Genomic DNA, 21,759 nt, shown 5'->3' with positions numbered 1-21,759 from the left:
GGGGAAGGTCAGGCGCGGCCCGGCGTTGCCGGGCTTTGGTTCAGTTTTCTGACAAGAACTCAGCCAGTGTATCAAATACCAACCGGATACTGCGGCTGCTGTGCAGCTCGCGGTGAGTGACCAGCCAGATCGGGATCATAAACGGCTCTGCATCGGGCAGGACCCGCACCATCTCGGGGCTTTTATCGCCAAGAATGGTGCTCATCGGGATGATGCCAAGGCCCCGTTTCGCCAGTTCCCAGCCAACCAATCCGCTTTCCGAGCCGCAGGGGAAATTCCGTTCTGTTACGGACATACCCAGCGGGGCAAGGGCCTCGATCATTCGTTCAGCAGAGCCAAAGCTGATAAGATCGTGCCGGGACATGTCTGCCAGCGTCAATGGTGTGCCATGTTGGGCCAGATAGTCATGACTGGCGTAGAAATGGGCGGGCAGGTCGTTCAGTTTTCGGGCAATCAGATCAGGTTGTTCCGGCTGCACGTGGCGAATGGCAATGTCTGCCTCGCGGCGCATCAAATCCCGGATATCATTGGCGGCGATGATCTCGACCTGTAGGTCAGGTGCCTTGTGCCGCAGTACATGCACCACGTCGGGTAGGCGGTGGGCCGAGAAGACATCGCTGGCGGTGATTTTGACCTGTCCAGCGATGCTTTGCGATTGGCCGGAAGCGGTGAGCGCGACCTGTTCTGCCGCCGCTTGCATCGGGCGCAGGTGTTCCAGCAGGTCCAACCCGGCTTGTGTCACTTCCAGCTGCTTGCCGATACGTTCGAACAGCAGCATGTCCAGCTCAGCCTCTAGTGCGGCGACCTGACGGCTGAGGGTGGGTTGCGTCTGGCCCAGTTGAAGGGCGGCTGCCGACAGGGACCCTGCATCAGCCGTGGTCAGAAAGGCGCGCAGGTGGTTCCAGTTCAGGTCATTCGGAAGGATGCTCATACAATAATGTATAAGCAACCTGCGATTTTCGGCAATTCCCGTATGGATGATTAAGGGGTAGTTTCCGCCCAAAGGAGACAGTCATGCAACAGAGTGCTCAGTTCTGGGACAATGCCGCGGCCAAATACGCGAAATCCAAGATCGGTGATCCCGAGGCCTATGAGATCACGTTGGCGCGGACACGATCCTATCTAAAGGCGGACGATAACGCGCTGGAACTGGGGGCAGGGACCGGCACCACGGCGCTACATCTGGCGGGGTCGGTGGCGCGTTACACGGTGAGCGATGGGTCTTCGGCAATGATCGACATCGCGCGCGAAAAGGTTTGGGACGCCGGGGCCTCGAACCTTGAGTTTGCGGTTTGTGATATTGCGGGTGCGCCGGATGGACCGTTTGATGTGGTTCTGGCGTTTAACCTGCTGCATCTGGTTGAGGATCTGGATGGTGCGCTGAGCCGCGTCCAGGCGTTGGTAAAACCCGGCGGGTTGTTCATTTCCAAGAGCATTTGCGAACCAGAGAATGGCGCCAGCTGGAAGTTCCGTTTGTTGCGGATGGTTGTTCCGCTGATGCAGATGATGGGCAAGGCACCGTTTGTTGCCTTTCGGCGGATGGATGATTTCGAACGCCAAATCACAGACGCGGGTTTTGAGATCATCGAGACTGGCGACTACCCGGCCAAACCACCTAGTCACTTTGTTGTCGCACGGCGTCTCTGACTGGTGATCTTTGCCCGCTTTGCGCTAGGTCGCAGGGCGGGGGAGACATGTTTGAAGACCGCACATCCGCTGGTGAGGAACTGGCGCAGAGGTTGTTAGAAATACCACTGGTCAAGCCGGTGGTATTGGCGTTGCCGCGTGGGGGCGTTCCGGTGGCTGTGCCGATCGCCAAGGCGCTGCAGGCCCCGCTGGATCTGATCTTGGTGCGCAAGATCGGCATGCCGGGCAATCCTGAATTGGCGGCAGGGGCCGTGGTCGAGGGTGCCGCGCCGGTATTCAACAAGTCACTGATTGCGGCGCTAAAGCTGGCAATGACCGACTTTGATGCGACGCTGGAGAGTAAACGGGCTGAAATTGCCAAGCGCCGAGAGATGTATCTGGGCGCGCGAGAGGCCGTTGATCTAACGGGCCGTACTGCCGTCGTCGTCGATGACGGCATTGCCACCGGCGCGACGGTACGCGCCGCGCTGGTGGGTTTGAAATCGCGCGCGCCCGAACGGATTGTCCTGGCGGTGCCGGTGGCGGCACCAGAGGTGGTGGACGAATTGTCCGAGCTGGTGGATACTGTGATCTGCCTGCTTCGTCCAAAGCCACTTTGGTCGGTTGGCGCGCATTACAGAGATTTTCGGCAGGTTGACGACAGCGAGGTTGCAGTCCTGCTAGCAGAGGCCAACGGGCCAGATACAACAAGGGGCTAAATACATGACATTGAATGTTTATCTTTCGGGTGAGATCCACTCTGACTGGCGCGAACAGATCACTGAGGGCGCGGCATCACTGGATGTCACGTTCAACAGCCCTGTCACCGACCACGATTCAAGCGATGACTGCGGCGTGGCTATTCTGGGGGCCGAGAGCAACAAATACTGGCACGACCACAAGGGCGCGATGGTCAATGCCATTCGCACACGCAAGGGCATTGAGGATGCAGATGTGGTGGTGGTGCGCTTTGGTGAAAAATACAAACAGTGGAATGCTGCCTTTGACGCTGGCTATGCCGCAGCACTGGGTAAGTCGATCATCGTGTTGAACCCACCCGAGCATCAGCATGCGTTGAAAGAGGTTCACGCTGCAGCGCTGGCCGTGGCCGAGGAGCCCCGTCAGGTGGTTGAGATCCTGACCTATGTGCTGAGTGGTAAACTGCCAGCATGAGCGCGCCAATATTAGAGACTGAACGTCTGATCCTCCGCCCGCATCGGGTGGAGGATTTTGACGATGTGGCCGCGATGTGGGCGGATCCGAAGGTCGTGGAGTTTATCACCGGAAAGCCTTCAACCGCTTCAGATTCGTGGTCTCGCTTGCTGCGCTACATTGGGCATTGGCAGGCGCTTGGGTTTGGCTATTGGGCGGTCACCGACAAGGAAACCGGAGAGTTTCTGGGCGAGGTCGGGTTTGCCGACTTCAAGCGGGATATGACGCCTTCGTTGGATGGCGTGCCAGAAGCCGGTTGGGTGATTGCAACAGCGGCTCATGGGCGTGGGCTGGCGACCGAAGCGGTGGCGCGAATTCATCAATGGGCGGATGCGGAGCGGGACTGGCCAAAGACGGCATGTATCTTTGACCCGGACCATACTGCCTCTCATAATGTGGCGCGAAAAATTGGCTATGAAGTTAGCGGGGAGGCTGATTTTAACGGCCTGCCAACCCTGGTTATGCATCGGGTAAAGTGAAGTTGGGCGCCAGCATTGGCGCCTGATCAACCGTTCCTTAACTGGGATTGGGGTATTCTGTGCGTCTAATGAACGTCTGCCTCCCTTAGGGTGAGGCGGCCCTACTATGACCCGGAGCTGAATACTTGATACAGAATCGCCGTGCCCCAGCCACATCGATCACCCCAGTCAGAGAGGATTCCGGTCTTTTCAAAAAGGGTGTTGTGCCGTTTGATATCGAGTTGGTTCCGCACAAGGCGCGCTCTAGTCGTGGTGATTTGGTGATCAAAGGGTTCTTTCAGAAAGACACCCAGATTGATGTGATCTTTGCCGGCCGTCGGGCGGTGGAAACTGCGCCGCTTGAAATGTGTCTGGAGCGGACGTTTTCAAATGCTGTCCGTGACGCAAGCAGAAATCAGCAGCAGATCAATATCGACAACATCCGTTTCCCGGTTCATGTCGAGGGAACGTGGCGGCCGCATTTCCTGCGCGATATGTCTGGGTGGGAAACCCGCAGCTATCAGTTCCTGGTGGCGCAGTGGTCGTTTACTGATGAGACCGGTGCCATGGTTGAGTTTGGCGAGCTGCCAAGCGGCCAACAAGGCAAGTTGTAGTACGCCCCCACACTGTGGCGAGGGCGCTTTGCTTTAGGCTTGTTTCTGGATTTCCACAGAGTGCGGATATGGGATCGAGATGCCTTCGGCGTCAAAGGCTTCTTTGACGGCCAGTGTGATGGCAAATTTCAGTTCCCAGTAGTCAGCAGCGTCACACCAGATTCGTGTCGTCAGGTCGACGGAACTATCGCCCAAATTGGTAACACGTACCCAAGGCTCTGGATCTTTGAGGACTCGTGTATCAGCGGCAACTTGCTTTAGGATGATCTCCTTGGCTTTGTTGGCGTCATCACCGTAATCAATGCCGAACACCATATCTACACGGCGCGTTTCGTGGTGAGAGAAGTTGGTGATGACCGAACCCCAGGCCTGACCATTGGGAATGATGATTTGCACGTTGTCAGGAGTCGCCAGTTCTGTGACGAACAGGTTCAGATCTTTGACGGTGCCGGACGTACCGCCGATGTCGACAAACTGACCCAGCTTATATGGGCGAAACAGAACCAGCATAAAGCCAGCAGCTAGATCACTCAGCGTGCCCTGTAGAGCAAGACCGATAGCCAGAGTGGCAGCGCCCATCATGGCGACAAGGCTGGTAGCCTCGATACCGAACAGGCCAAGAACTGCGATCAGAACAACAGCAATCAACGCCCAGCGGATCATGCTGGCGACGAAATTCCCTAGGGTGGGGTCAATTTCAGGGGTCGCGTTGATGCGTTTGCGAATAGCGCCTGAAATCATGCCGGCAGCCATCCAACCAACGATTAGGACGACAAGGGCCTTAACGGCGTTCAATACCATGGGCCAATATGCGAAACCCTGTTCTACTAAATCTTCCATCGAAATCTCTCCGTCTATCAATTTTAGGTGCTTGGAAGCATCCGCGCTCCCTAATGCAGGCTTTTTAATCGGTAAAGGTAATTTTAGCTAATTTTCAGAGACCGTTGTTCGGATGACGATCTTTGTTGGCCCATTTCGGTCGTGATTGCGCGTTGCAAAGTGATGTCGCGAGAATGTTGTAAAAGAAACGGCCCCCGCTTGGATCAAGCGGGGGCCGGGTAATGGATTTTGATTGTTTACTGTTTGACTGCGATGCTGGGTGACACAACATCAATGCCCAGTGCTTTGCCCACAGCGTAGTATGTCAGCTGACCAGCGTGCACGTTCAACCCGTTCAGCAGGTGCGCATCGTCGGCACAGGCCTGACGCCAGCCTTTGTTGGCCAAGGCCAGCATGAACGGCATGGTGGCGTTGCCCAAGGCGATGGTCGAGGTGCGTGCAACGGCACCCGGCATGTTAGCAACACAGTAGTGCATGATGCCGTCGACATCATAGATTGGGTCGCCGTGTGTGGTCGCCTTGGAGGTTTCAAAACAACCGCCTTGGTCGATGGCTACGTCAACGATGGCTGCGCCGGGCTTCATTTCTGACAGCTGTGTGCGGGTGATCAGTTTTGGTGCAGCCGCACCTGGGATCAGAACCGCACCGATTACCATGTCGGCCTGACGGACCAGATCCAGTGTAGCACCTGCGGTAGCGTACTGGTTTTTGAAGTCACGGCCAAATACGTCGTCGAGGTACTTCAGACGGTTCAGGGAACGGTCCAGAACAGTGACATCTGCGCCCATGCCAGCAGCAACCTTGGCTGCGTGGGTGCCAACAACACCGCCACCGATGACGACGACCTTGGCCGGGGCAACACCAGGAACGCCGCCCATCAGAACGCCGCGGCCGCCGTTGGCCTTTTGCAGGGTCCAAGCACCAACCTGTGGAGCCAGACGACCGGCAACTTCTGACATTGGCGCCAGCAGAGGCAACCCGCCACGGTCATCGGTCACTGTTTCATAGGCAATCGCAGTACAGCCGCTTGCCAGCAGATCGTGTGTCTGCTCTGGATCTGGGGCCAGGTGCAGGTATGTGAACAACAGCTGGTCTGGGCGCAGCATTTTGCGCTCGACAGCCTGCGGTTCCTTGACCTTTACGATCATGTCCGCAGTGGCAAAGATTTCTTCGGCAGTGGCGATGATTGTTGCGCCAGCTTCAATGTAATCTGTGTCAGGGAAGCCCGAGCCCAAGCCGGCGCCTTCCTGAATAACGACGTCGTGGCCATGGTTGACCGCTTCGCGGGCGGCGTCAGGTGTCATACCTACGCGGAATTCTTGTGGTTTAATCTCTGTGGGGCAGCCGATTTTCATGAGTCTTTCCTCCAAAAACTTGCCCTGATATTAGGAGGAGTATAACAGAAAATGCTGCTTTTTTGGGCAAAATAAAAACCTATCATTCGAAGATTCTTCGCTTATAAGGGGATGTTCATGCAAGGATCTTCGCTAAAATGTCACTTGATCAGACGGATCGCCGGATTTTAACAATGTTGCAAAAGCAGGGGCGAATTTCCAACGCCGACCTGAGTGAACGGGTGAATCTGTCAGCCTCGGCCTGTCATCGGCGGGTGCAGCGATTGGAAAGTGATGGATACATTCGTGATTATGTGGCGTTGCTGGATGCCCGGAAAATGCAGGTACCCAGCACAGTGTTTGTCGAGATTACACTGTCTGGTCAAGCCGATGAGGTGCTGGATGCGTTCGAGAAGGCGGTGTCGCGTATTCCGGATGTGCTGGAGTGCCACCTGATGGCAGGGACTGCGGACTATCTGTTAAAGGTGGTGTCTGAAAACACAGATGATTTTGCCCGAATCCACCGCCAGTATTTGGCGCGGTTGCCCGGAGTGGCGCAGATGCAAAGCTCGTTTGCACTGAGGACGGTATTCAAGACCACGGCGTTGCCTGTTTAAGGTCGTGGTCGTTAGGCAAAGAGATCCAGCAATGTATCTGCCGGGATCGGGCCAAAGGCATCGTTAGGGGCGTTGGGGTCGTCAATGACGGTGTCGTACCCCATGTCCTCGAGTGCGGCGATTGTCATGTTGGACATGTAGTTTGGGTTATCAATGTATCCTGTCATGATCTCGTTGTTAAATAAGTCTTCGTCCCAGTGGCCCCCAGCAGTGCCGGGGCTGCCGTCAGTTTCGATAGGTACCCCATTGGCTGAGCCGTTGTCTGATGCGGCCTCGGCTATCAGTTCTGTGTTGTAATACGAGGTGGCGAGTGCGCCGGTAAAACGCATGTCGCCGCCGCTGACTGACCCGGAAGTCAGCCCCATTAGGTCCCACATGGTGCCAAATCCCAGGGTGTGCATCATTTCGTGCAGGACAATGGCAGTCCACTGTCCTTGGCTTGCAAAAGTTGCTGCATCGGCAATATCAAACTCCATGATCCCGGCAGCTGGCAGATAGTTTGCTGTGCGATACACAGTTGGGCCTGCCTGGCCTAAAATTATGCCAGGGCCGTCAATTTCAATCAATGCGGCCGATATGGTGATGTCGTCGGTGGCGTAGGGGCCGCGTCGGATGTCGGTAATATCGCCAAGGATAATACTGCTGAGATAGTCTGCGGCCTCGATAAAGGCCCCCTGCAAGTCAGCTGTCCATGTGCCTGAGAACTCGACTTCGACGTTGAAACTCTTCTTGGCGCTGCCACCGCTGACATAGCGGTCCAGAACACCGGTATCGCCATCCCCATCGCCGCCGCCGTTGTTACCGTTCCCATTTCCGTTGCCGCCACCTACACCCTCCGGCTTGGCGTTGGCCCAGTTGTCGGGCAATGTTTCAGTTTGTTGACCTGTGCGGTTTCCATTGGACAGCGCAAAAATCAAGTCGTCGGATAACGCGGAGACATCGCTTTGCAATGTGGCGTCTAAGTACGCGTTGTTGTGGGGTTGGTTCGTGGCGGGATGAGGCGCGTCTTCCTGTTGGGAAAAGACAAAATGCTCAGCATTATCCAGTTGCGGGTCAGGCTCTGCCGAGGAGACTGAGTTAAGGTCTTTCAAGGATTGTAAGCCAAGGTCACCAGGGAAAAATGTCGAAATTTGCATGATCGCCTTTCAGCCATATTGAGCGCGGCACAGGGTGTAACATTCACCATTCAATGTAGCCTGATCGTAAGGGCGGCCAAGAAAACGCCGCCGAAGCATCGCAGGTTATGAAATTGGGTTGGTCACTGCAAAACTGCATCTGTTGTCTTGTTAATGGATGTGCTCTGATGCTGAAAAATGGCGGAGGCAGGCATGGACTGGGACTATATCGTTGTGGGCGCGGGGAGCGCGGGTTGTGTGCTGGCCAAACGGCTGAGCGAGGCGGGCCACCGGGTGCTGCTGCTAGAGGCCGGCGGCAAGGATAACTACCACTGGGTGCATATCCCGATGGGCTATCTGTACTGCATCGGCAATCCGCGCACTGACTGGATGTACAAGACGGCCGAGGAGCCTGGGTTGAACGGCCGGTCGTTGATTTATCCACGTGGTAAGGTGCTGGGCGGGTGTTCGTCGATCAACGGGATGCTGTACCTGCGCGGACAAGCGGCGGATTATGATGGTTGGCGTCAACGGGGCAATCCAGGTTGGGGCTGGGACGATGTGCTGCCCTATTTCAAGAAATCCGAGGATTACGTCGAAGGCCCATCCGAGATGCACGGGGAAGGCGGTGAATGGCGGGTCGAGAACCAGCGCCTGCACTGGGACGTGCTGGATCACTGGTCCGAGGCGGCGCAGGCATGGGGGCTGCCACATGTCACTGATTTCAACACCGGCAATAACGAAGGCGTTGGCTATTTCCGTGTGAACCAACGTGGCGGCTGGCGGATGAACACGGCCAAGGCGTTCTTGCGCACCACGACGGGTGAGAACCTGAAGGTCGAGACACAGGCGCATACACGCCGGATTGTGATCGAACAGGGCCGCGCCGTTGGGGTTGAGTATGAACAGGGCGGGCAGGTGAAACAGGCCCGTGCCAAGGGCGAGGTGATCCTCTCGGCTGGGGCGGTGAATTCGCCGCAGATCTTGCAACTATCCGGGTTGGGGCCAGCAGAATTGCTGCAAGAGCATGGGGTTGAAGTGTTGCGGGACATGCCTGCGATTGGCGGCAACCTGCAGGACCATTTGCAACTGCGTTGTGCTTGGCGGCTAACCGGGGCAAAGACGCTGAATACCTTGGCGAACTCGCTGTGGGGTAAGGCCAAGATCGGCATGGAATATGCGTTCAAGCGATCCGGGCCGATGTCTATGGCGCCAAGCCAGTTGGGGGCGTTCTCCCGGTCTCGGCCTGACCTGGAAACGCCTGATCTGGAATACCACGTGCAGCCTCTGACACTGGAGGCCTTTGGTCAGCCGTTGCATGATTTCCCCGGCCTGACCGCCAGCATTTGCAACCTGCGACCAGAGAGCCGGGGAACGGTGCAGATTACCTCGGCCGATCCGAAGGATGCGCCGCGCATTGCGCCGAACTATCTGTCGACCGAGGGTGACAGGCAGGTGGCTGTGGCAGCGATCCGGCAGGCGCGCCAGATCATCAAACAGGGGCCAATGCAGCGTTATGCGCCTGAAGAGATGAAACCCGGTGTTGCCTCGGACGCTGAGGCGGATCTGGTCAAGGCGGCGGGGGATGTGGGGACCACGATTTTCCACCCAACTTGTACCGTGCATATGGGGCCTGACGCTACGGCACCGCTGGATCCTGAGCTGCGCCTGCGAGGGGTAACCGGGCTGCGGGTGGTGGATGCCAGCGTGATGCCGACGATCACCAGCGGCAACACCAATGCGCCGACCATAATGATTGCGGAAAAGGCCGCAGATATGATCCTTGCAGCGGCCAGATAGCGGGGAATTCCCGCTTTCGGGTTGAACCTCGGGCGATTTGGGGTTTCCCTATAGGGACAGCCCAATTTCGAATTGAATTTACTGTTGCGCCGTCGGGCGTTGTAGGCAGTTTTTGTTACCAAAGGAGATATCTGTGACTCGTGAAGATGACAGCACCACACTGGACTGGCTAGAAGAAGAGCTTCAGGACATGCTGGACGAAGCGATCGAGTTCGAGACTGCCGAGCCAATGCTGACGATGGAGCTGCGCAAGATCTATCGCGCGCAGCATCCCGAGATGTTGGAACGGAGTGTCTATTTCCGCAATTTGCTGCGGTTGCAGGCTGAATTGATCAAGCTGCAGGATTGGGTGGTGAAAACCGGGTCAAAGGTGCTGGTGATCATGGAAGGTCGCGATGCCGCCGGTAAGGGCGGTGTGATCAAGCGGATCACTCAGCGACTGGACCCTCGCGTGGCGCGGGTTGTGGCGCTGCCAGCGCCCAGCCGTCGTGAGCAAAGCCAGTGGTATTTCCAACGCTATGTGCCCTATCTGCCATCGGGCGGTGAGATCGTGCTGTTTGACCGGTCTTGGTACAACCGGGCCGGTGTGGAACGGGTGATGGGATTTGCGGACGAGGATCAGGTCGAGACCTTTTTCAAGGATGTTCCCGAATTTGAACGAATGCTGGTGCGGTCCAATACCATCGTGCTGAAATACTGGTTCTCGATCACCGACGAAGAACAGCAGTTGCGGTTTATGATGCGGATCCACGATCCGATGAAGCAGTGGAAGCTGTCGCCGATGGATCTGGAAAGCCGTATCCGTTGGGAGCAATACACCAAGGCCAAGGAAGACATGCTGGCGCGGACCAACATCCCCGAGGCGCCGTGGTATGTAGTTGAAGGTAATGATAAAAAGCGCGAGCGGCTGAACTGCATCGAACATTTGCTGTCGCAGATCCCCTATACCGAGGTTTCCAGCGAGAAGGTGGACCTGCCGGATCGGGAGTATAACCCGAATTACGAACGGCAGGTTCTGCCGGATGAGCTGTACGTGCCGAAGGTGTATTGAGGTGGGCGTTACGCTTCAGGTCACTGGATACAAAGACTATGTCAATCTGAGCACTCCGGACCATGATGGCTGGGAGATGACAAAAGCACTACTAGAGTATCTGGAAAAAGAACGAAACCGAGTACGTCGTGAAGGCCTTTCTGCCTTGGTGGCAGAGGCTAAGGAAACCGGAATTACACCGGATGCATCGAAGATCGATATTTGGGAGGACTTAAGGGCACGGGTGCCGACGGAGTTTTACCCCGATCGGCTTGTTCTCAGGAAAGGTTCCACGCTACTGGATTACGACAGTAGCGATGTGGGAATTGTCGTCAGCCAGGCGTTTCGCGATTTGGTCAAGGAATTTGATCCCGGCGTACATCACTTTGTGCCAACTGCGGTCGAAAGCCACGATGGAACGCTGCTGGCGACCTATTATTTCATGCGCATCCTAAGGCCCATTAATGCGATCCGTACTGAAGACAGCAATTTGCAGTTGGTGGGTTTGAATAGTTCACGCGGCGAACTGGCGTCACTTCAGGTCGGCTCCTATTCGAAGTTTTCGGTCTACGCGGATCGGATCAAAGGATTTGGGGCCTGGAGAGATATGAGGTCAACGCAACATTCCTTTTTCTCGGAAGAGCTGTGGCAGCGATTACAAGCGGCGGGATTAACCGGGTTCGAAGCTAGGATTCGCTTCGACGAACACTGATATTCAACACTTAGATTAACAATTTTCAACAAGGTGAATGATGGCGATAATTGGTACTTTTCTGGGATAAACCACCCAAACACGGAGGATGTTACTTTCTGCTCAATTGCATCCGAAGCGCTTCACGAAGCGTTCAAAGCCCACGGGGTGACCGGGTATCAGGCTCAGGAGTGCCGGTTCGTTCTGGAACACTGAAATTAAGAAGAGGGTTTTGGAGACAAAGCATGGTTTATGGATTTGATACTCCTTCAACCTACGGAAAATTTTTTCCAGAAGCTGAAATGCCTGATTATTGGGAGCATCTTGAACAACGTTTCAACGATATGTCGGCCGATGGGGCGACGGCACATGAGTTCTTTTCGCAGTTCAAGTCCGATTTCACTCGTGATTGTCTACATGGGTTGCAGGCCATAGACGAGGACTTGTTGCCAAAAGGCTTTGTCTTGGCAAAACCATATAAGGCCTTGGGCGATGTCGTTCTTCTTGGCTTGGGCGTTGCCGTCACAGCACGGTTTCGTGAGTTGATCGAGAAACTGGAACCTGGGCGGCATCAGTTTCGACCGATCAAGATCATACAACGCTCGGGAGAAACGTATTCCAGCGAGTACTTTACTCTCCGGGTTCTCACGGCGTTGGACGCTTGGGATCGGGAAAGAAGCGACCCGGGGAGTTGGAAAAAATCGGTTCGAATTGCAAAAATGCGTGCCCCTTTAGGGGATCACGCACATGGTATCGCATTGTCGCGAAGCGTTATTGGCGATCACCACATCTGGCGGGGCTTTGTCTCGCAGGAGACCGGCATTTCGGGGTTCGATTATTATGTCTCGGACAGTTTGAAAGCCGCCATTGACCAAGCAGGGCTGAAAACGCCGCCAATGTATCAGTTGAAGGAAGTGTAAAAGCCGCAAAAACCTGATCGGCTTGAGCAAACACACCGGCGTTCTTTTGAAAGAGATTTGAGATGCTTAAGAGGATTGGGCAACAGTATGGCGGTAAAATTTGGGTCAGTGAGTTTTTGCGACGACCTTCGTCTCATTTTTACTATGGCTACCCGAAAGACCAAGTCCCACACGAGATGGGACAACAGATTGCTGTGTCTGTGGTCGCAGGGCGAAAGTTCGATGCTTCCAGACTTCCACATATCAAGATTGCTCATGATGTTGACGGCGCCAAACGCAAACTGCGGAAATTGCTGAGTATTGACGGGCTATACGTGGATGAGACAGCAAAACTGGTCATGGAACAATTCAACCTCGGCGATACGATCCTGCACCGAGTGGAGCTGTTTGATGAAACCGGGAAGGCAAAAAAACATGACGGGTTTTATTACCATGTCATAACCCGGGAACAGCGTCCGGTGGTGAACCGGGAATTGGGATTGGAGCAAGCTTGGATCAAACCGGCGCTGTTTGAGTTAGGCACGATTCAAGGGCGACTTCGCTTAGAGTTGGATGCGATAGCCAACCCCCAGACGCCGGGGTTCTCCACATCGTTGGATTTCTGGGCGGATGCACATGTGACCCACCTGTTGTTTTTCTCTGATCCGTTGAAGAAGGCTTTGGTAAAAGCGGGTTATGGGAAGTTATTTGATTTTCAAGAGTTTGCTTCTTGATGTGTTTTGTCGGCACATATCGCAATCCGGCTTGGCAGAGATGATTACGACCAATTGCGCTGATAGCTCTTTTAGCCTGGCACCTTGTCCTACCGGCATTGCAAAACGCTTTCACGGGCGGTTAGGCGCTGGACCTCTTGCCGTTCGGCTGGGGACAAGGGGATTTGCCCGGCTGATAATCCGACCCTGCAGCCTACGTTAGAAAATGCCTGACGGCCGCGTGCGCCCTGAAAACAATAGCCGTTTCTGGCGAAAATGGCGTTTCGTTGCAGCCAGAGACTATCGCAGGTTTCCTGCGGTTGCGTACTGCGGGCACCGGTGAAGCGGATCCAGTTCGAGTGTGCCCATCCTTGGGCTCCGGAAAGGGTCCGAACGTTGAACCATGCTCCGTTCTGGCCCAAGACCTGAAGGGGCGTGCCTTCGGGCATTTTCATCAATCGGGTTGCATTAGAGGTGGTGCCGGACCGAAGGGCAAGAAACCCGTCTCCGTTTGGGTCAAGGCCAGCGACCTGATGGTTGAAGCCCTGCGGAGCAATCGGCTGTGATGGTACAGGGATCGGCATAGGCGCAGGTACCGGGGCTGGTGTGGCAATTGGCTGAGAAGTGGCCGCAGGCGGGGCAAGGCCTGCAATGTAGATCCGGTCGATGAGAGAGGAGTTCTCCCATGGGATTTGTGTGCCATTGGTTTTTTGCACCACATCGCGGCGCACTTTTCGCATGACCTCGTGCAGGTCATCGCTTTGGGATGGGAGGTGCTTCAGCAGTGCCTCGGTAAAGGGGCTGTTACGGCCAGTGCCATCCAAGGCGACGTTGCCGGGCTGGGTCGAAAAGGCAATGAAAGAGCCAACGCCAGCGTCAATCTTGGCCAGTCCGCGGGTCTGCCCACCGATGGATCGCCCGGTATTGGGCAGGACGAAGGGGTTATTACGGCAAGCATCCAGAATGATGATGTTGCGATCTGCTCTGCTCTCCATTTCGGCAAGAACCGTTTGCAGTTTTACGGATCGCTTTCGGATCGTTTCCTCGTCAGAGCCGTAAGCATCCACCGGGATCAAAAAGTTCTCGGACCCCAGCTGGATCGCATGACCGGCAAAGTAGAACAATGCGACGTCATCTGGTGAGAGGGATCTTTGGACGTCCTGGGCCAGTGTCAGGAGTTGGGCTCGGGTGACATCAATCCCAGTGATGACGCGAAAGCCCAAGTTCTGAAGGGTGCGGGATATGTCCAAGGCGTCCTGAGCGGAATTGGGAAGGTCATTGATCTGTGGGTCGATGTATTCAGAATTTCCAATGACAAGCGCGACGCGATCAGCAGCAAAGGATGCCCCTGCAAGCAGAAGTCCGACCACAATGAAGATCACTCGGTGAAGCATTCTTGCCCCCTTGTCATTTTGCCGCACGAAATAGAAGCGGTAACGGTCCAATATGCCATAGTTTGGTTTATCAGTTTGCAGGTGTGCCCGCGTCTTGGGTGGGCCGAGAATTGTTGGTTTAATCATGCCCAATTCAAAATGAATTTCTACTTTTTATAATTTTGGGCGGTAGAGTGCTCCCGAAACGGTCACGGTTTTGATCAAAAATCAAGGGGGGAAGTCTCTGCCAGAGTGACCGCTTCAGGATGTGCGGAGGCTGACTATTGGTGCCAGCCACCATGGACAGTTGAGGGCAGGGGATGCCGTCTACTGTTTATAGATTTACTATATCGAATTATGAGCGCTTTGTACACCTGCTTGCGAGCACTTGTGAAGGCTCCGGATCCGAGTTTAAGGTTTCTAGATGGCCCATATTTGCGCTCGCTTAAGCGAGGACGTTGTCGGCCGTTGCAGGCACAAAACAAAACGTACACGGCAATAGCCACCCTCCTATGGGTGGGGCCACGGGGGGAACTCGGGTGTTACTATGGACAATTGCCGGTCACCCAAAATTGTCGCACTTTAAAGAGCCAGTCAAAGCCGGATTGGGTGATTTACATCATTCCTTCGCGCTGTGCTTTCTTTCGTGCCAGTTTGCGGGCACGGCGGACAGCTTCGGCTTTTTCACGGGCCTTCTTCTCGGACGGTTTCTCAAACTGTTGTTTGAGCTTCATTTCGCGGAAGACGCCTTCACGCTGCAGCTTTTTCTTCAGGGCACGAAGCGCCTGATCAACATTGTTGTCGCGAACGCTAACCTGCATGTGGTTTTCACCACCTTTCTAAGTTGAGTTGCAAGGCCTTGCAGGTAGAGGAGCTATAGCAAAACAGGGCCTTTTTGTCTAGTATTGGGGCAGGTAGGGTGTGAGCAGAATAAGCGGGGAGATCCGGGATGAAGACCGAGCACAAACAGGCGCAAAACGCCACCACGGATGCGTTGTTGGATGCGGCGCTGATGCATGTGCCGTTTGACGGATGGACCGAGGCGACGTTCACCGCGGCGTGTAAGGATGCCGATGTGGATGCGGTTTTGGCACGGGCGATCTGTCCGCGTGGGGCGGTGGATCTGGCGCTGGCCTATCATGCGCGGGGTGACGCATTGATGTTGCAACGCTTGAAGTCAGAGGACCTGACAGGGCTGCGGTTTCGCGACAAGATTGCCGCCGCCATTCGGTACCGGCTGGAAGCTGTGGATGATAAAGAGGCTGTTCGACGTGGCACCACTATGCTGACGTTGCCACAATATGCCGCTGACGGTGCTAAGGCGATCTGGGGCACTGTGGATGCGATCTGGAATGCGCTGGGCGATGGGTCAGATGACATCAACTGGTACACCAAGCGCGCATCGCTATCCGCAGTCTATACCGCGACGGTGTTGTACTGGCTGGGAGATGACAGTCTGGAGCATCAAGCCAGCTGGGATTTCCTGAACCGTCGGATTGATAACGTCATGCAGTTTGAGAAGCTGAAGGCAGAGGTACAGGCTAATCCACTTTTGAAGCCGTTTCTGGCGGGGCCGAACTGGTTGGCTGACCAGATCAAGCGTCCGCAAGTGGCAGAGGACCTGCCAGGATCACTGCCCCCGCGCCGGTAACGGCTTTTCCAGTCCAATATATCCGGGGCTCCCGCCCGTTGTCGGGCATTATCATGCCCTTCACCCGTTGGGCATGGCGCCGCGCAAGCGCGGCGCGGTCCCGCATGACTCTTAACTGGGCGATCTGTCACAGCGGTAGAACCGTTTGCAGCTGTGCGCAGGGGTGCTAGGCATAGGGCAAAGGAAAGGAACCCGGATGAGTGAGATGATGCGCGCTGTTGAGATTTCCACCCCAGGTGGCCCGGATGTGTTGCAACTGACCGAAAGGCCGGTTCCCGAACCAGGGCATGGTCAAGTGGTGATCAAGGTGGCCTATGCCGGGGTCAACCGGCCGGACGCCCTGCAACGGGCAGGGGCCTATGCGCCACCACCCGGTGCCAGTGATCTTCCGGGGCTTGAGGCTTCGGGTGAGGTCGTGGCTGTTGGGGCTGGTGTCAGCGGGTTAGCGCTGGGCGATCTGGTTTGTGGGTTGTTGCCCGGTGGGGGCTATGCCGAATATGTGACGACCCCGGCGGCGCATTGCCTGCCGGTGCCCAAGGGGCTGGATCTAAAGCAGGCGGCTTGCCTGCCTGAGACGTTCTTTACCGTGTGGTCGAATGTGTTCACGCGCGGTGGGTTGCAGGCTGGTGAGCGGTTTCTGGTGCATGGTGGGTCCAGCGGCATTGGCACGACGGCGATTCAGCTGGCCAACGTTCTTGGCGCGCGGGTGTTTACCACGGCCGGGTTAGACGAGAAATGTCAGGCCTGTCTGGATCTGGGCGCCGAACGGGCGATCAACTACCGCGATGAGGATTTTGTTGAGGTTTTGCAGGCTGAGGGCGGCGCAGATCTGATCTTGGACATGGTGGGCGGCGATTACATCCCGCGCAACATCAAGACACTGGCCAATGACGGACGGCTGGTGCAGATCGCGTTCCTGACCGGTCCCAAGGTCGAGCTGAACTTTGCTCAGATCATGATGCGGCGATTGACGGTGACGGGATCAACCCTGCGGCCGCAGAGCGACTTGGCCAAAGCGCGGATTGCTGAGGATTTGAGCGAGGTGGTTTGGCCCCTGATCGAATCTGGACAGGTCGCGCCGGTGATGGATAGCGAGTTTACACTGGAGGACGCCGCAGCTGCGCATGCCCGAATGGAAAGCTCGGGTCATATCGGCAAAATTGTGCTGAAGGTGGCGGGGTAGAGGTACTTGGTGGCCAAGCACAGACTTTTGGCCGCACCGCAGCGGCCAAAAGTCATGTGTTGCTATCGGCTGGCTATTCCACGGCGCGGCGATAGAGGTGCCAAGTTGCATGGCCGAAAATCGGCACTACAACTACCAACCCTAGTAAAAGCGGAATTGAGGCGATCACCAAGCTGGTGCCGATCAATGCGCCCCATGCCAATGTGACTACGGGACTGGCGCGGAGCACCCGGACCGAGGTGATGACGGCGACTGGTAGCCCGACGTGGCGGTCTAGCAGTAACGGGAAGGACACGACGCTGATGGCCAACGCGGCCAGCGCAAAGAGGGCGCCAAGACCGCTTCCAACAATAATCATCACCCAACCTGCAGGGGTCGTGAAAGTGTCGGTTGCGAAGGCGGCCAGCGAACTGGGGGCTTCGGGTCCTAATGTCCATGTGTAGACGGAATTGGCGCAGATCAGCCAGCCAACGAAGAGCACTGTGAGATAAAGGCCGAGCATCAGAATCGCGCCAAAAGATGGTGAGCGAATCACGTCAAAAGCATCCATCCATTTGGGCTCGAACCCTGCCTCGCGGCGGCTGGACATTTCATATAAGCCAACTGCGGCCAGCGGGCCGATAATGGCAAAACCCATGATCATTGGCACCAGCAGTGGAAGCAGATTCATCGAAAATCCAGTAACAGCCATCACTAGTCCGATGAGAGGATAGAGCAGAACCAGGAACATTGCATCACTGCGGCAGGCGGCAAAATCGTCGGCCCCGGCTTTGAGTGCGTACTTCAGGTCTGACAGTTCAAGTCGCCGGACCTTGGGCATTTCGCGGGTCAGTTCGCTGCCCATTTGCTCGACTGATGCAGAGATGTGGTGACTGGTGGTTTCGGCATGCTGAAACAGCCAGCTAAGCGGGTTGCCAATTGTTCTTGCCATGAGCGGGCTCCTTACACTGTCTGGGACGGAAGGTGCCGTATTGGCAGGGCCGGTACGGCATATGTGTAATACTAGCCTAAAGGGGGCGTGTTTCCGTTTTAGTGCCGGGAATGTGACTCTACCTGAGAGAGTTTTTCCCATTGATGAACAACGTGTAGAGGCATCAGGTCGTCAATCAAACAGGCTGAAGCAACATGACCCGACAGTCGCGAAGGTCAAGTAATATCCACGATCGGGGGCACTTCGGCCCGCTCAATGAACTAAAATTGGTGCGCGGGCCTACCTTTTGGTGTGCTGATGCAATCGGATAGGGGTAAAACGCGCGTTTTTTAAACGACAATCCTGAATCACGTCCCGGCCACAGGGCACCGGATCCAGATCACGCGACAGGCAAACACGGGCCTCTTGGATGTAACCGTCGCGGCATGTCACCGTGAACATGTCTTTCTCCAAGTCTGGGTTGGCCTTTAGAAAGGCTTCTTCGATCAATGATGCAGGCAGGGAGACTTCTTTTTCTAGTTTCCGGAAAATGGCAGGGCGTTCAACACGGCTATAGGCCTCGCGCATCAGGTCGTAGTAGCTTTGCGCCTGCAGGCCGGCGCAGGTGCCGTGTTTCTTCCATTGGTGCCAGGCAAGACCGGCGCTGCCCATGATGTCGGTCATCTCGCCGCTCATCCGACGTGTGGGCGGCGCGACTGTGGTGCGGCAGTAGCTGGGCCAGCCCCGGTGAAATTGGGGCCATAACCCGTGCAGGGTCCAGCCATAATCGTGGCGGGGATCGCATTGGTCAGAATCACGCGCGTCACCTTCGAGGGCACACCAGTTGGGGGACCAGCTGAGAGCAAGGACGTAATAGTCGAACTCTCCCGCCTTTTCACCGTCGGCGTTTGCGGCCCCGATGCCCATGGCCCAAAGGGCAAATCCAACTGTCAAAATCATCCTGTGCATTCGGCTCTTCCCAAATTGAAATATCGCGACTATATAGGGTTCAAATTCCCCGACAATGGAAACCAGACCCCTAAGGCGGGGCAGCCTATTTCAGGCGGCGGGGAAGATGTGTTGTAAATGGAGATGAGCACATGGCAAAACCGTTGATGGCCAAAGCAACCGCTGTGTGGCTGGTGGACAATACCACCATCAGCTTTAAACAGATTGCGGACTTTGTTGATCTGCACGAGCTGGAAGTACAGGGTATCGCTGATGGCGATGTTGCCCAAGGTGTGAAGGGTTTTGACCCGGTCGCCAACAACCAGCTGACTCAGGAAGAGATCACTGCAGCCGAGGGAAACCCGCTGCACAAGCTGAAGCTCAAGTTTTACGCTGCAGCTTCGGGTGAAGAAAAGCGCCGTGGTCCGCGTTACACACCGCTTTCCAAGCGTCAGGACCGCCCGGCCTCGATCTATTGGTTGGTTAAGTTTCACCCGGAATTGGCTGACAGCCAGATCTCGAAACTGGTGGGTACAACCAAGCCAACTATCCAGGCGATCCGTGAACGCACCCACTGGAACATTGCAAACATTCAGCCGGTTGATCCGGTGGCGCTAGGCCTGTGTAAACAGTCTGAGCTGGACCAGGCCGTGCAAAAAGCCGTGGCCAAGAAGGCTGCCGAAGGTGGCGTGATGAGCGATGACGAGCGTCGCAAGCTGGTCAGCACCGAGCAGTCGCTGGAAATGGAAGCCGAGCCTAAGATCCCAAGTGGTATGGAAGGCCTTGAGGCCTTTACATTGGGTGGTTCGGAAGACGACGCGCCAAGCAGAGAAGCTCCGGTTGACGCTGACAGCTTCTTTAACCTGCCAGCCGGTGGCGGTGATGAAGACGAGGATGATGACAGCGACGATCCGCGCGGCTGATCGCGTTTGGAGTATCTGAATCACGGCATTAGCTTCGGGTTCGACAGAATAAGTTTTGCAGGCCTTCCGTTATTCGGGAGGCCTGTTTCTTTGTCGCACTCATACGTATCGATGCATTTGAACGTTGAGTCGCGGGCATTCAACTGCCGAAAGTGGCCCGTTCTCTTAGGCGCAACTTGATGAAACGAGCATGGAAGCCTACTGAAAGGGTATGAAACAGTTTCTGCCTTTGCTTGCTGCTCTTACGCTCGGCCCCAATGGGGCCAGTGCACACCCGCATATTTTTGTTGATATGGCTCTGAAGGTTGTCGTTTCGGAACCCGGACAGCTGCAAGCCGTAGAGGTGACATGGGCCTATGACGAGTTCTATTCGCTGCTGATCTTTGAGGATCTGGGGTTGGATTCGGACTTTGATGGGGAGCTGACAGCAGACGAGTTGGAGAAACTAAAGGGGTTTGACCTGCAGTGGAGCGAAGGGTTCGACGGTGACACCTATTTAACGCGAAACGGAGAGGCACTGGCGATTGGCGACGGGGTGCATCTGGAAACCACCGTTTCTGACGGACGTATCACCACTCGCCACCGCCGAGAACTGATAGATCCGGTTGCAGCGAATGGCGTCGTATTCAAGGCCTACGACCCAACCTACTATACTGCTTATACCCTGAATCGCGGCTTAGAGGTCACCGGTGGATGTGTGGGTGAAGTAACTCCACCAGATCTGAACTCCGCCTACGACATGGTCGAAGAGCTGTTGTACTCCAAGCCGACGGGTCAGGCAGAGGAGGCCTACCCCGAAGTCGGAGAGGCCTTTGCCGATACCGTACGGCTAAGCTGCGGCGCATAAGATGCGCGGCAATACTCCCTTGTTTGCTGCAGTCGTTGCCATTGTTGCATTTGCGATCTGGCTTTGGGCCTTTGGTGGTTCCGAAGCAGTGCTCATCTGGGCAGCTGAGGGGCAGCGGGAAGTTCAGAATGCCTTGGCCAGAGGCCTGCGGGCGCTTCGCGCTGGAGAGCCGGGGGCATTTGCGACGCTGCTGACCTTGTGTTTTGCCTACGGGTTTTTCCATGCGGCTGGGCCAGGCCACGGCAAGCTGGTGATCGGAGGCTATGGCATCGGTAAACCTGTGCCACTGCTGAGGTTGGCAGGTTTGTCAGTGGCGGCATCGCTGGCACAGGCTGCTATGGCGGTGCTGTTAGTGGCTGGGGGGCTACTGCTGTTGGACTGGAGCAGAGAACAGTTGACCAGCGCGGCGGATGACGTTCTGGCACCCTTGTCTTACGGGCTGATCTCACTTGTCGGCCTGTGGCTGCTGATACGGGGCTTAAGACGGCTGCTTTCTAGCCGGGCGTCGGCGCAGCATAACCATGACGCTCATGACCACGAACACCACGGTGCACATGATGGCGAAACCTGCCCATCCTGTGGCCACCGGCATGGACCGACGGCAGAAGAGGCTGCAAATGTGTCATCCCTTCGAGACGCGCTGGCTATTATTGGTGCAGTGGCCGTTCGGCCGTGTACTGGGGCCCTGTTTTTGTTGCTTATGACCTGGCGCATGGGAATTTTGTGGGCAGGGATCGCCGGCACCTTTGCCATGGGGCTCGGCACCGCCATGCTCACAGTTGCGGTGGCGGTCGCCGCGGTGACAGTGCGCAAAGGGGCGTTGACGAAAGTTCAGGGCGCAGGAGCTGTGCGGGCGGCTGCGATGCTAGAGATTCTTGCCGGGGCTGTGGTTGCTGTGCTTGCAGGTCAAATATTATTGCGGGCGCTGTAAACAGCGCAGGTCTAATCCCAAGCCATTTGAAAAAGTGGGGCTTG

General features: G+C 55.9%; 24 protein-coding genes. 16 read left to right on the top strand and 8 right to left on the bottom strand.

Annotated elements, in window-relative coordinates; all coding sequences use genetic code 11:
* Positions 1 to 40: 40 nt before the first annotated feature.
* The gene (locus tag DL239_RS08285) at positions 41 to 931 is read right to left on the bottom strand and encodes a LysR family transcriptional regulator (RefSeq protein ID WP_167683547.1); all 891 of its coding nucleotides are present in this window, start codon (positions 929 to 931) and stop codon (positions 41 to 43) included.
* Between the two features lie 83 nt (positions 932 to 1,014).
* On the opposite strand from DL239_RS08285, the gene DL239_RS08280 reads away from it, so the two are divergent.
* The 5 genes from DL239_RS08280 (at position 1,015) to DL239_RS08260 (ending at position 3,910) form a co-directional block, all read left to right on the top strand.
* Positions 1,015 to 1,647 carry a class I SAM-dependent methyltransferase gene (locus DL239_RS08280; protein WP_167683546.1) on the top strand — a complete coding sequence of 211 codons (633 nt, stop codon included), beginning with the start codon at positions 1,015 to 1,017 and terminating at the stop codon, positions 1,645 to 1,647.
* A 47-nt stretch (positions 1,648 to 1,694) separates the two neighbouring features.
* Complete coding sequence (locus DL239_RS08275) at positions 1,695 to 2,345, top strand: phosphoribosyltransferase (RefSeq protein ID WP_167683545.1); 651 nt, start codon at positions 1,695 to 1,697, stop codon at positions 2,343 to 2,345.
* A 4-nt stretch (positions 2,346 to 2,349) separates the two neighbouring features.
* Positions 2,350 to 2,799 carry a YtoQ family protein gene (locus DL239_RS08270; RefSeq protein WP_167683544.1) on the top strand — a complete coding sequence of 150 codons (450 nt, stop codon included), beginning with the start codon at positions 2,350 to 2,352 and terminating at the stop codon, positions 2,797 to 2,799.
* Positions 2,796 to 3,317, top strand: a complete 522-nt coding sequence (locus DL239_RS08265; protein ID WP_167683543.1) for a GNAT family N-acetyltransferase — start codon at positions 2,796 to 2,798, stop codon at positions 3,315 to 3,317. The genes DL239_RS08270 and DL239_RS08265 overlap by 4 nt, the downstream gene beginning before the upstream one ends.
* A gap of 125 nt (positions 3,318 to 3,442) precedes the next feature.
* Positions 3,443 to 3,910, top strand: coding sequence for a hypothetical protein (locus DL239_RS08260; RefSeq protein ID WP_167683542.1), 468 nt, complete (start codon positions 3,443 to 3,445; stop codon positions 3,908 to 3,910).
* Positions 3,911 to 3,943: 33 nt separating this feature from the next.
* On the opposite strand, the gene DL239_RS08255 is transcribed toward DL239_RS08260, so the two are convergent.
* The gene (locus DL239_RS08255) at positions 3,944 to 4,750 is read right to left on the bottom strand and encodes a mechanosensitive ion channel family protein (protein WP_167683541.1); all 807 of its coding nucleotides are present in this window, start codon (positions 4,748 to 4,750) and stop codon (positions 3,944 to 3,946) included.
* A gap of 236 nt (positions 4,751 to 4,986) precedes the next feature.
* On the bottom strand, positions 4,987 to 6,105 hold the full coding sequence (gene ald / locus DL239_RS08250; RefSeq protein WP_167683540.1) for an alanine dehydrogenase: 1,119 nt from the start codon (positions 6,103 to 6,105) through the stop codon (positions 4,987 to 4,989).
* Between the two features lie 137 nt (positions 6,106 to 6,242).
* Here ald and DL239_RS08245 point away from each other — a divergent pair, with 137 nt between their 5' ends.
* Positions 6,243 to 6,701 carry an Lrp/AsnC family transcriptional regulator gene (locus DL239_RS08245; RefSeq protein ID WP_167683539.1) on the top strand — a complete coding sequence of 153 codons (459 nt, stop codon included), beginning with the start codon at positions 6,243 to 6,245 and terminating at the stop codon, positions 6,699 to 6,701.
* An 11-nt stretch (positions 6,702 to 6,712) separates the two neighbouring features.
* Here DL239_RS08245 and DL239_RS08240 read toward each other — a convergent pair whose 3' ends face one another.
* Entirely contained in the window at positions 6,713 to 7,837 is a 1,125-nt protein-coding gene (locus DL239_RS08240) for a leishmanolysin-related zinc metalloendopeptidase (RefSeq protein ID WP_206188394.1), read from the bottom strand.
* A 192-nt stretch (positions 7,838 to 8,029) separates the two neighbouring features.
* On the opposite strand from DL239_RS08240, the gene DL239_RS08235 reads away from it, so the two are divergent.
* The 5 genes from DL239_RS08235 (at position 8,030) to DL239_RS08215 (ending at position 12,970) form a co-directional block, all read left to right on the top strand.
* A complete protein-coding gene (locus DL239_RS08235) occupies positions 8,030 to 9,616 on the top strand; it encodes a GMC family oxidoreductase (RefSeq protein ID WP_167683537.1) in 1,587 nt (528 codons plus the stop codon).
* A gap of 190 nt (positions 9,617 to 9,806) precedes the next feature.
* Positions 9,807 to 10,667: a polyphosphate kinase 2 gene (gene ppk2 / locus DL239_RS08230; protein WP_206188401.1), complete on the top strand. Its 861-nt coding sequence runs from the start codon at positions 9,807 to 9,809 to the stop codon at positions 10,665 to 10,667.
* Position 10,668: 1 nt separating this feature from the next.
* Positions 10,669 to 11,358 (top strand): imm11 family protein, encoded by a 690-nt coding sequence (locus DL239_RS08225; RefSeq protein ID WP_167683535.1) that lies wholly within the window; start codon positions 10,669 to 10,671, stop codon positions 11,356 to 11,358.
* A 224-nt stretch (positions 11,359 to 11,582) separates the two neighbouring features.
* Entirely contained in the window at positions 11,583 to 12,257 is a 675-nt protein-coding gene (locus tag DL239_RS08220) for an imm11 family protein (RefSeq protein ID WP_206188393.1), read from the top strand.
* A gap of 62 nt (positions 12,258 to 12,319) precedes the next feature.
* Positions 12,320 to 12,970, top strand: a complete 651-nt coding sequence (locus DL239_RS08215; protein ID WP_167683533.1) for a hypothetical protein — start codon at positions 12,320 to 12,322, stop codon at positions 12,968 to 12,970.
* 89 nt (positions 12,971 to 13,059) lie between these two features.
* On the opposite strand, the gene DL239_RS08210 is transcribed toward DL239_RS08215, so the two are convergent.
* Entirely contained in the window at positions 13,060 to 14,343 is a 1,284-nt protein-coding gene (locus tag DL239_RS08210; RefSeq protein WP_167683532.1) for a caspase family protein, read from the bottom strand.
* 593 nt (positions 14,344 to 14,936) lie between these two features.
* Positions 14,937 to 15,143 (bottom strand): 30S ribosomal protein S21, encoded by a 207-nt coding sequence (gene rpsU / locus DL239_RS08205; RefSeq protein WP_167683531.1) that lies wholly within the window; start codon positions 15,141 to 15,143, stop codon positions 14,937 to 14,939.
* Positions 15,144 to 15,271: 128 nt separating this feature from the next.
* On the opposite strand from rpsU, the gene DL239_RS08200 reads away from it, so the two are divergent.
* Positions 15,272 to 15,973 carry a COQ9 family protein gene (locus tag DL239_RS08200; protein ID WP_167683530.1) on the top strand — a complete coding sequence of 234 codons (702 nt, stop codon included), beginning with the start codon at positions 15,272 to 15,274 and terminating at the stop codon, positions 15,971 to 15,973.
* A 196-nt stretch (positions 15,974 to 16,169) separates the two neighbouring features.
* Entirely contained in the window at positions 16,170 to 17,156 is a 987-nt protein-coding gene (locus DL239_RS08195) for an NAD(P)H-quinone oxidoreductase (protein ID WP_167683529.1), read from the top strand.
* A gap of 73 nt (positions 17,157 to 17,229) precedes the next feature.
* Here DL239_RS08195 and DL239_RS08190 read toward each other — a convergent pair whose 3' ends face one another.
* Both DL239_RS08190 and DL239_RS08185 read right to left on the bottom strand, forming a co-directional pair.
* Entirely contained in the window at positions 17,230 to 18,087 is an 858-nt protein-coding gene (locus DL239_RS08190) for a DUF2189 domain-containing protein (RefSeq protein ID WP_167683528.1), read from the bottom strand.
* Positions 18,088 to 18,366: 279 nt separating this feature from the next.
* Complete coding sequence (locus DL239_RS08185) at positions 18,367 to 19,035, bottom strand: ribonuclease T2 family protein (protein ID WP_167683527.1); 669 nt, start codon at positions 19,033 to 19,035, stop codon at positions 18,367 to 18,369.
* A 131-nt stretch (positions 19,036 to 19,166) separates the two neighbouring features.
* Here DL239_RS08185 and DL239_RS08180 point away from each other — a divergent pair, with 131 nt between their 5' ends.
* From DL239_RS08180 to DL239_RS08170, 3 genes are all read left to right on the top strand, one after another.
* A complete protein-coding gene (locus DL239_RS08180; RefSeq protein WP_167683526.1) occupies positions 19,167 to 19,937 on the top strand; it encodes a DUF1013 domain-containing protein in 771 nt (256 codons plus the stop codon).
* A 211-nt stretch (positions 19,938 to 20,148) separates the two neighbouring features.
* Positions 20,149 to 20,784, top strand: coding sequence for a DUF1007 family protein (locus DL239_RS08175; RefSeq protein WP_167683525.1), 636 nt, complete (start codon positions 20,149 to 20,151; stop codon positions 20,782 to 20,784).
* Position 20,785: 1 nt separating this feature from the next.
* Positions 20,786 to 21,715 (top strand): nickel/cobalt transporter, encoded by a 930-nt coding sequence (locus DL239_RS08170; RefSeq protein ID WP_167683524.1) that lies wholly within the window; start codon positions 20,786 to 20,788, stop codon positions 21,713 to 21,715.
* The last annotated feature ends 44 nt before the right edge of the window (positions 21,716 to 21,759 follow it).

The sequence above is a fragment of the Parasedimentitalea denitrificans genome, from assembly GCF_011813015.1.
Classification (GTDB): Bacteria; Pseudomonadota; Alphaproteobacteria; order Rhodobacterales; family Rhodobacteraceae; genus Parasedimentitalea; species Parasedimentitalea denitrificans.
This window is presented reverse-complemented; position numbering and strand designations above follow the sequence as displayed.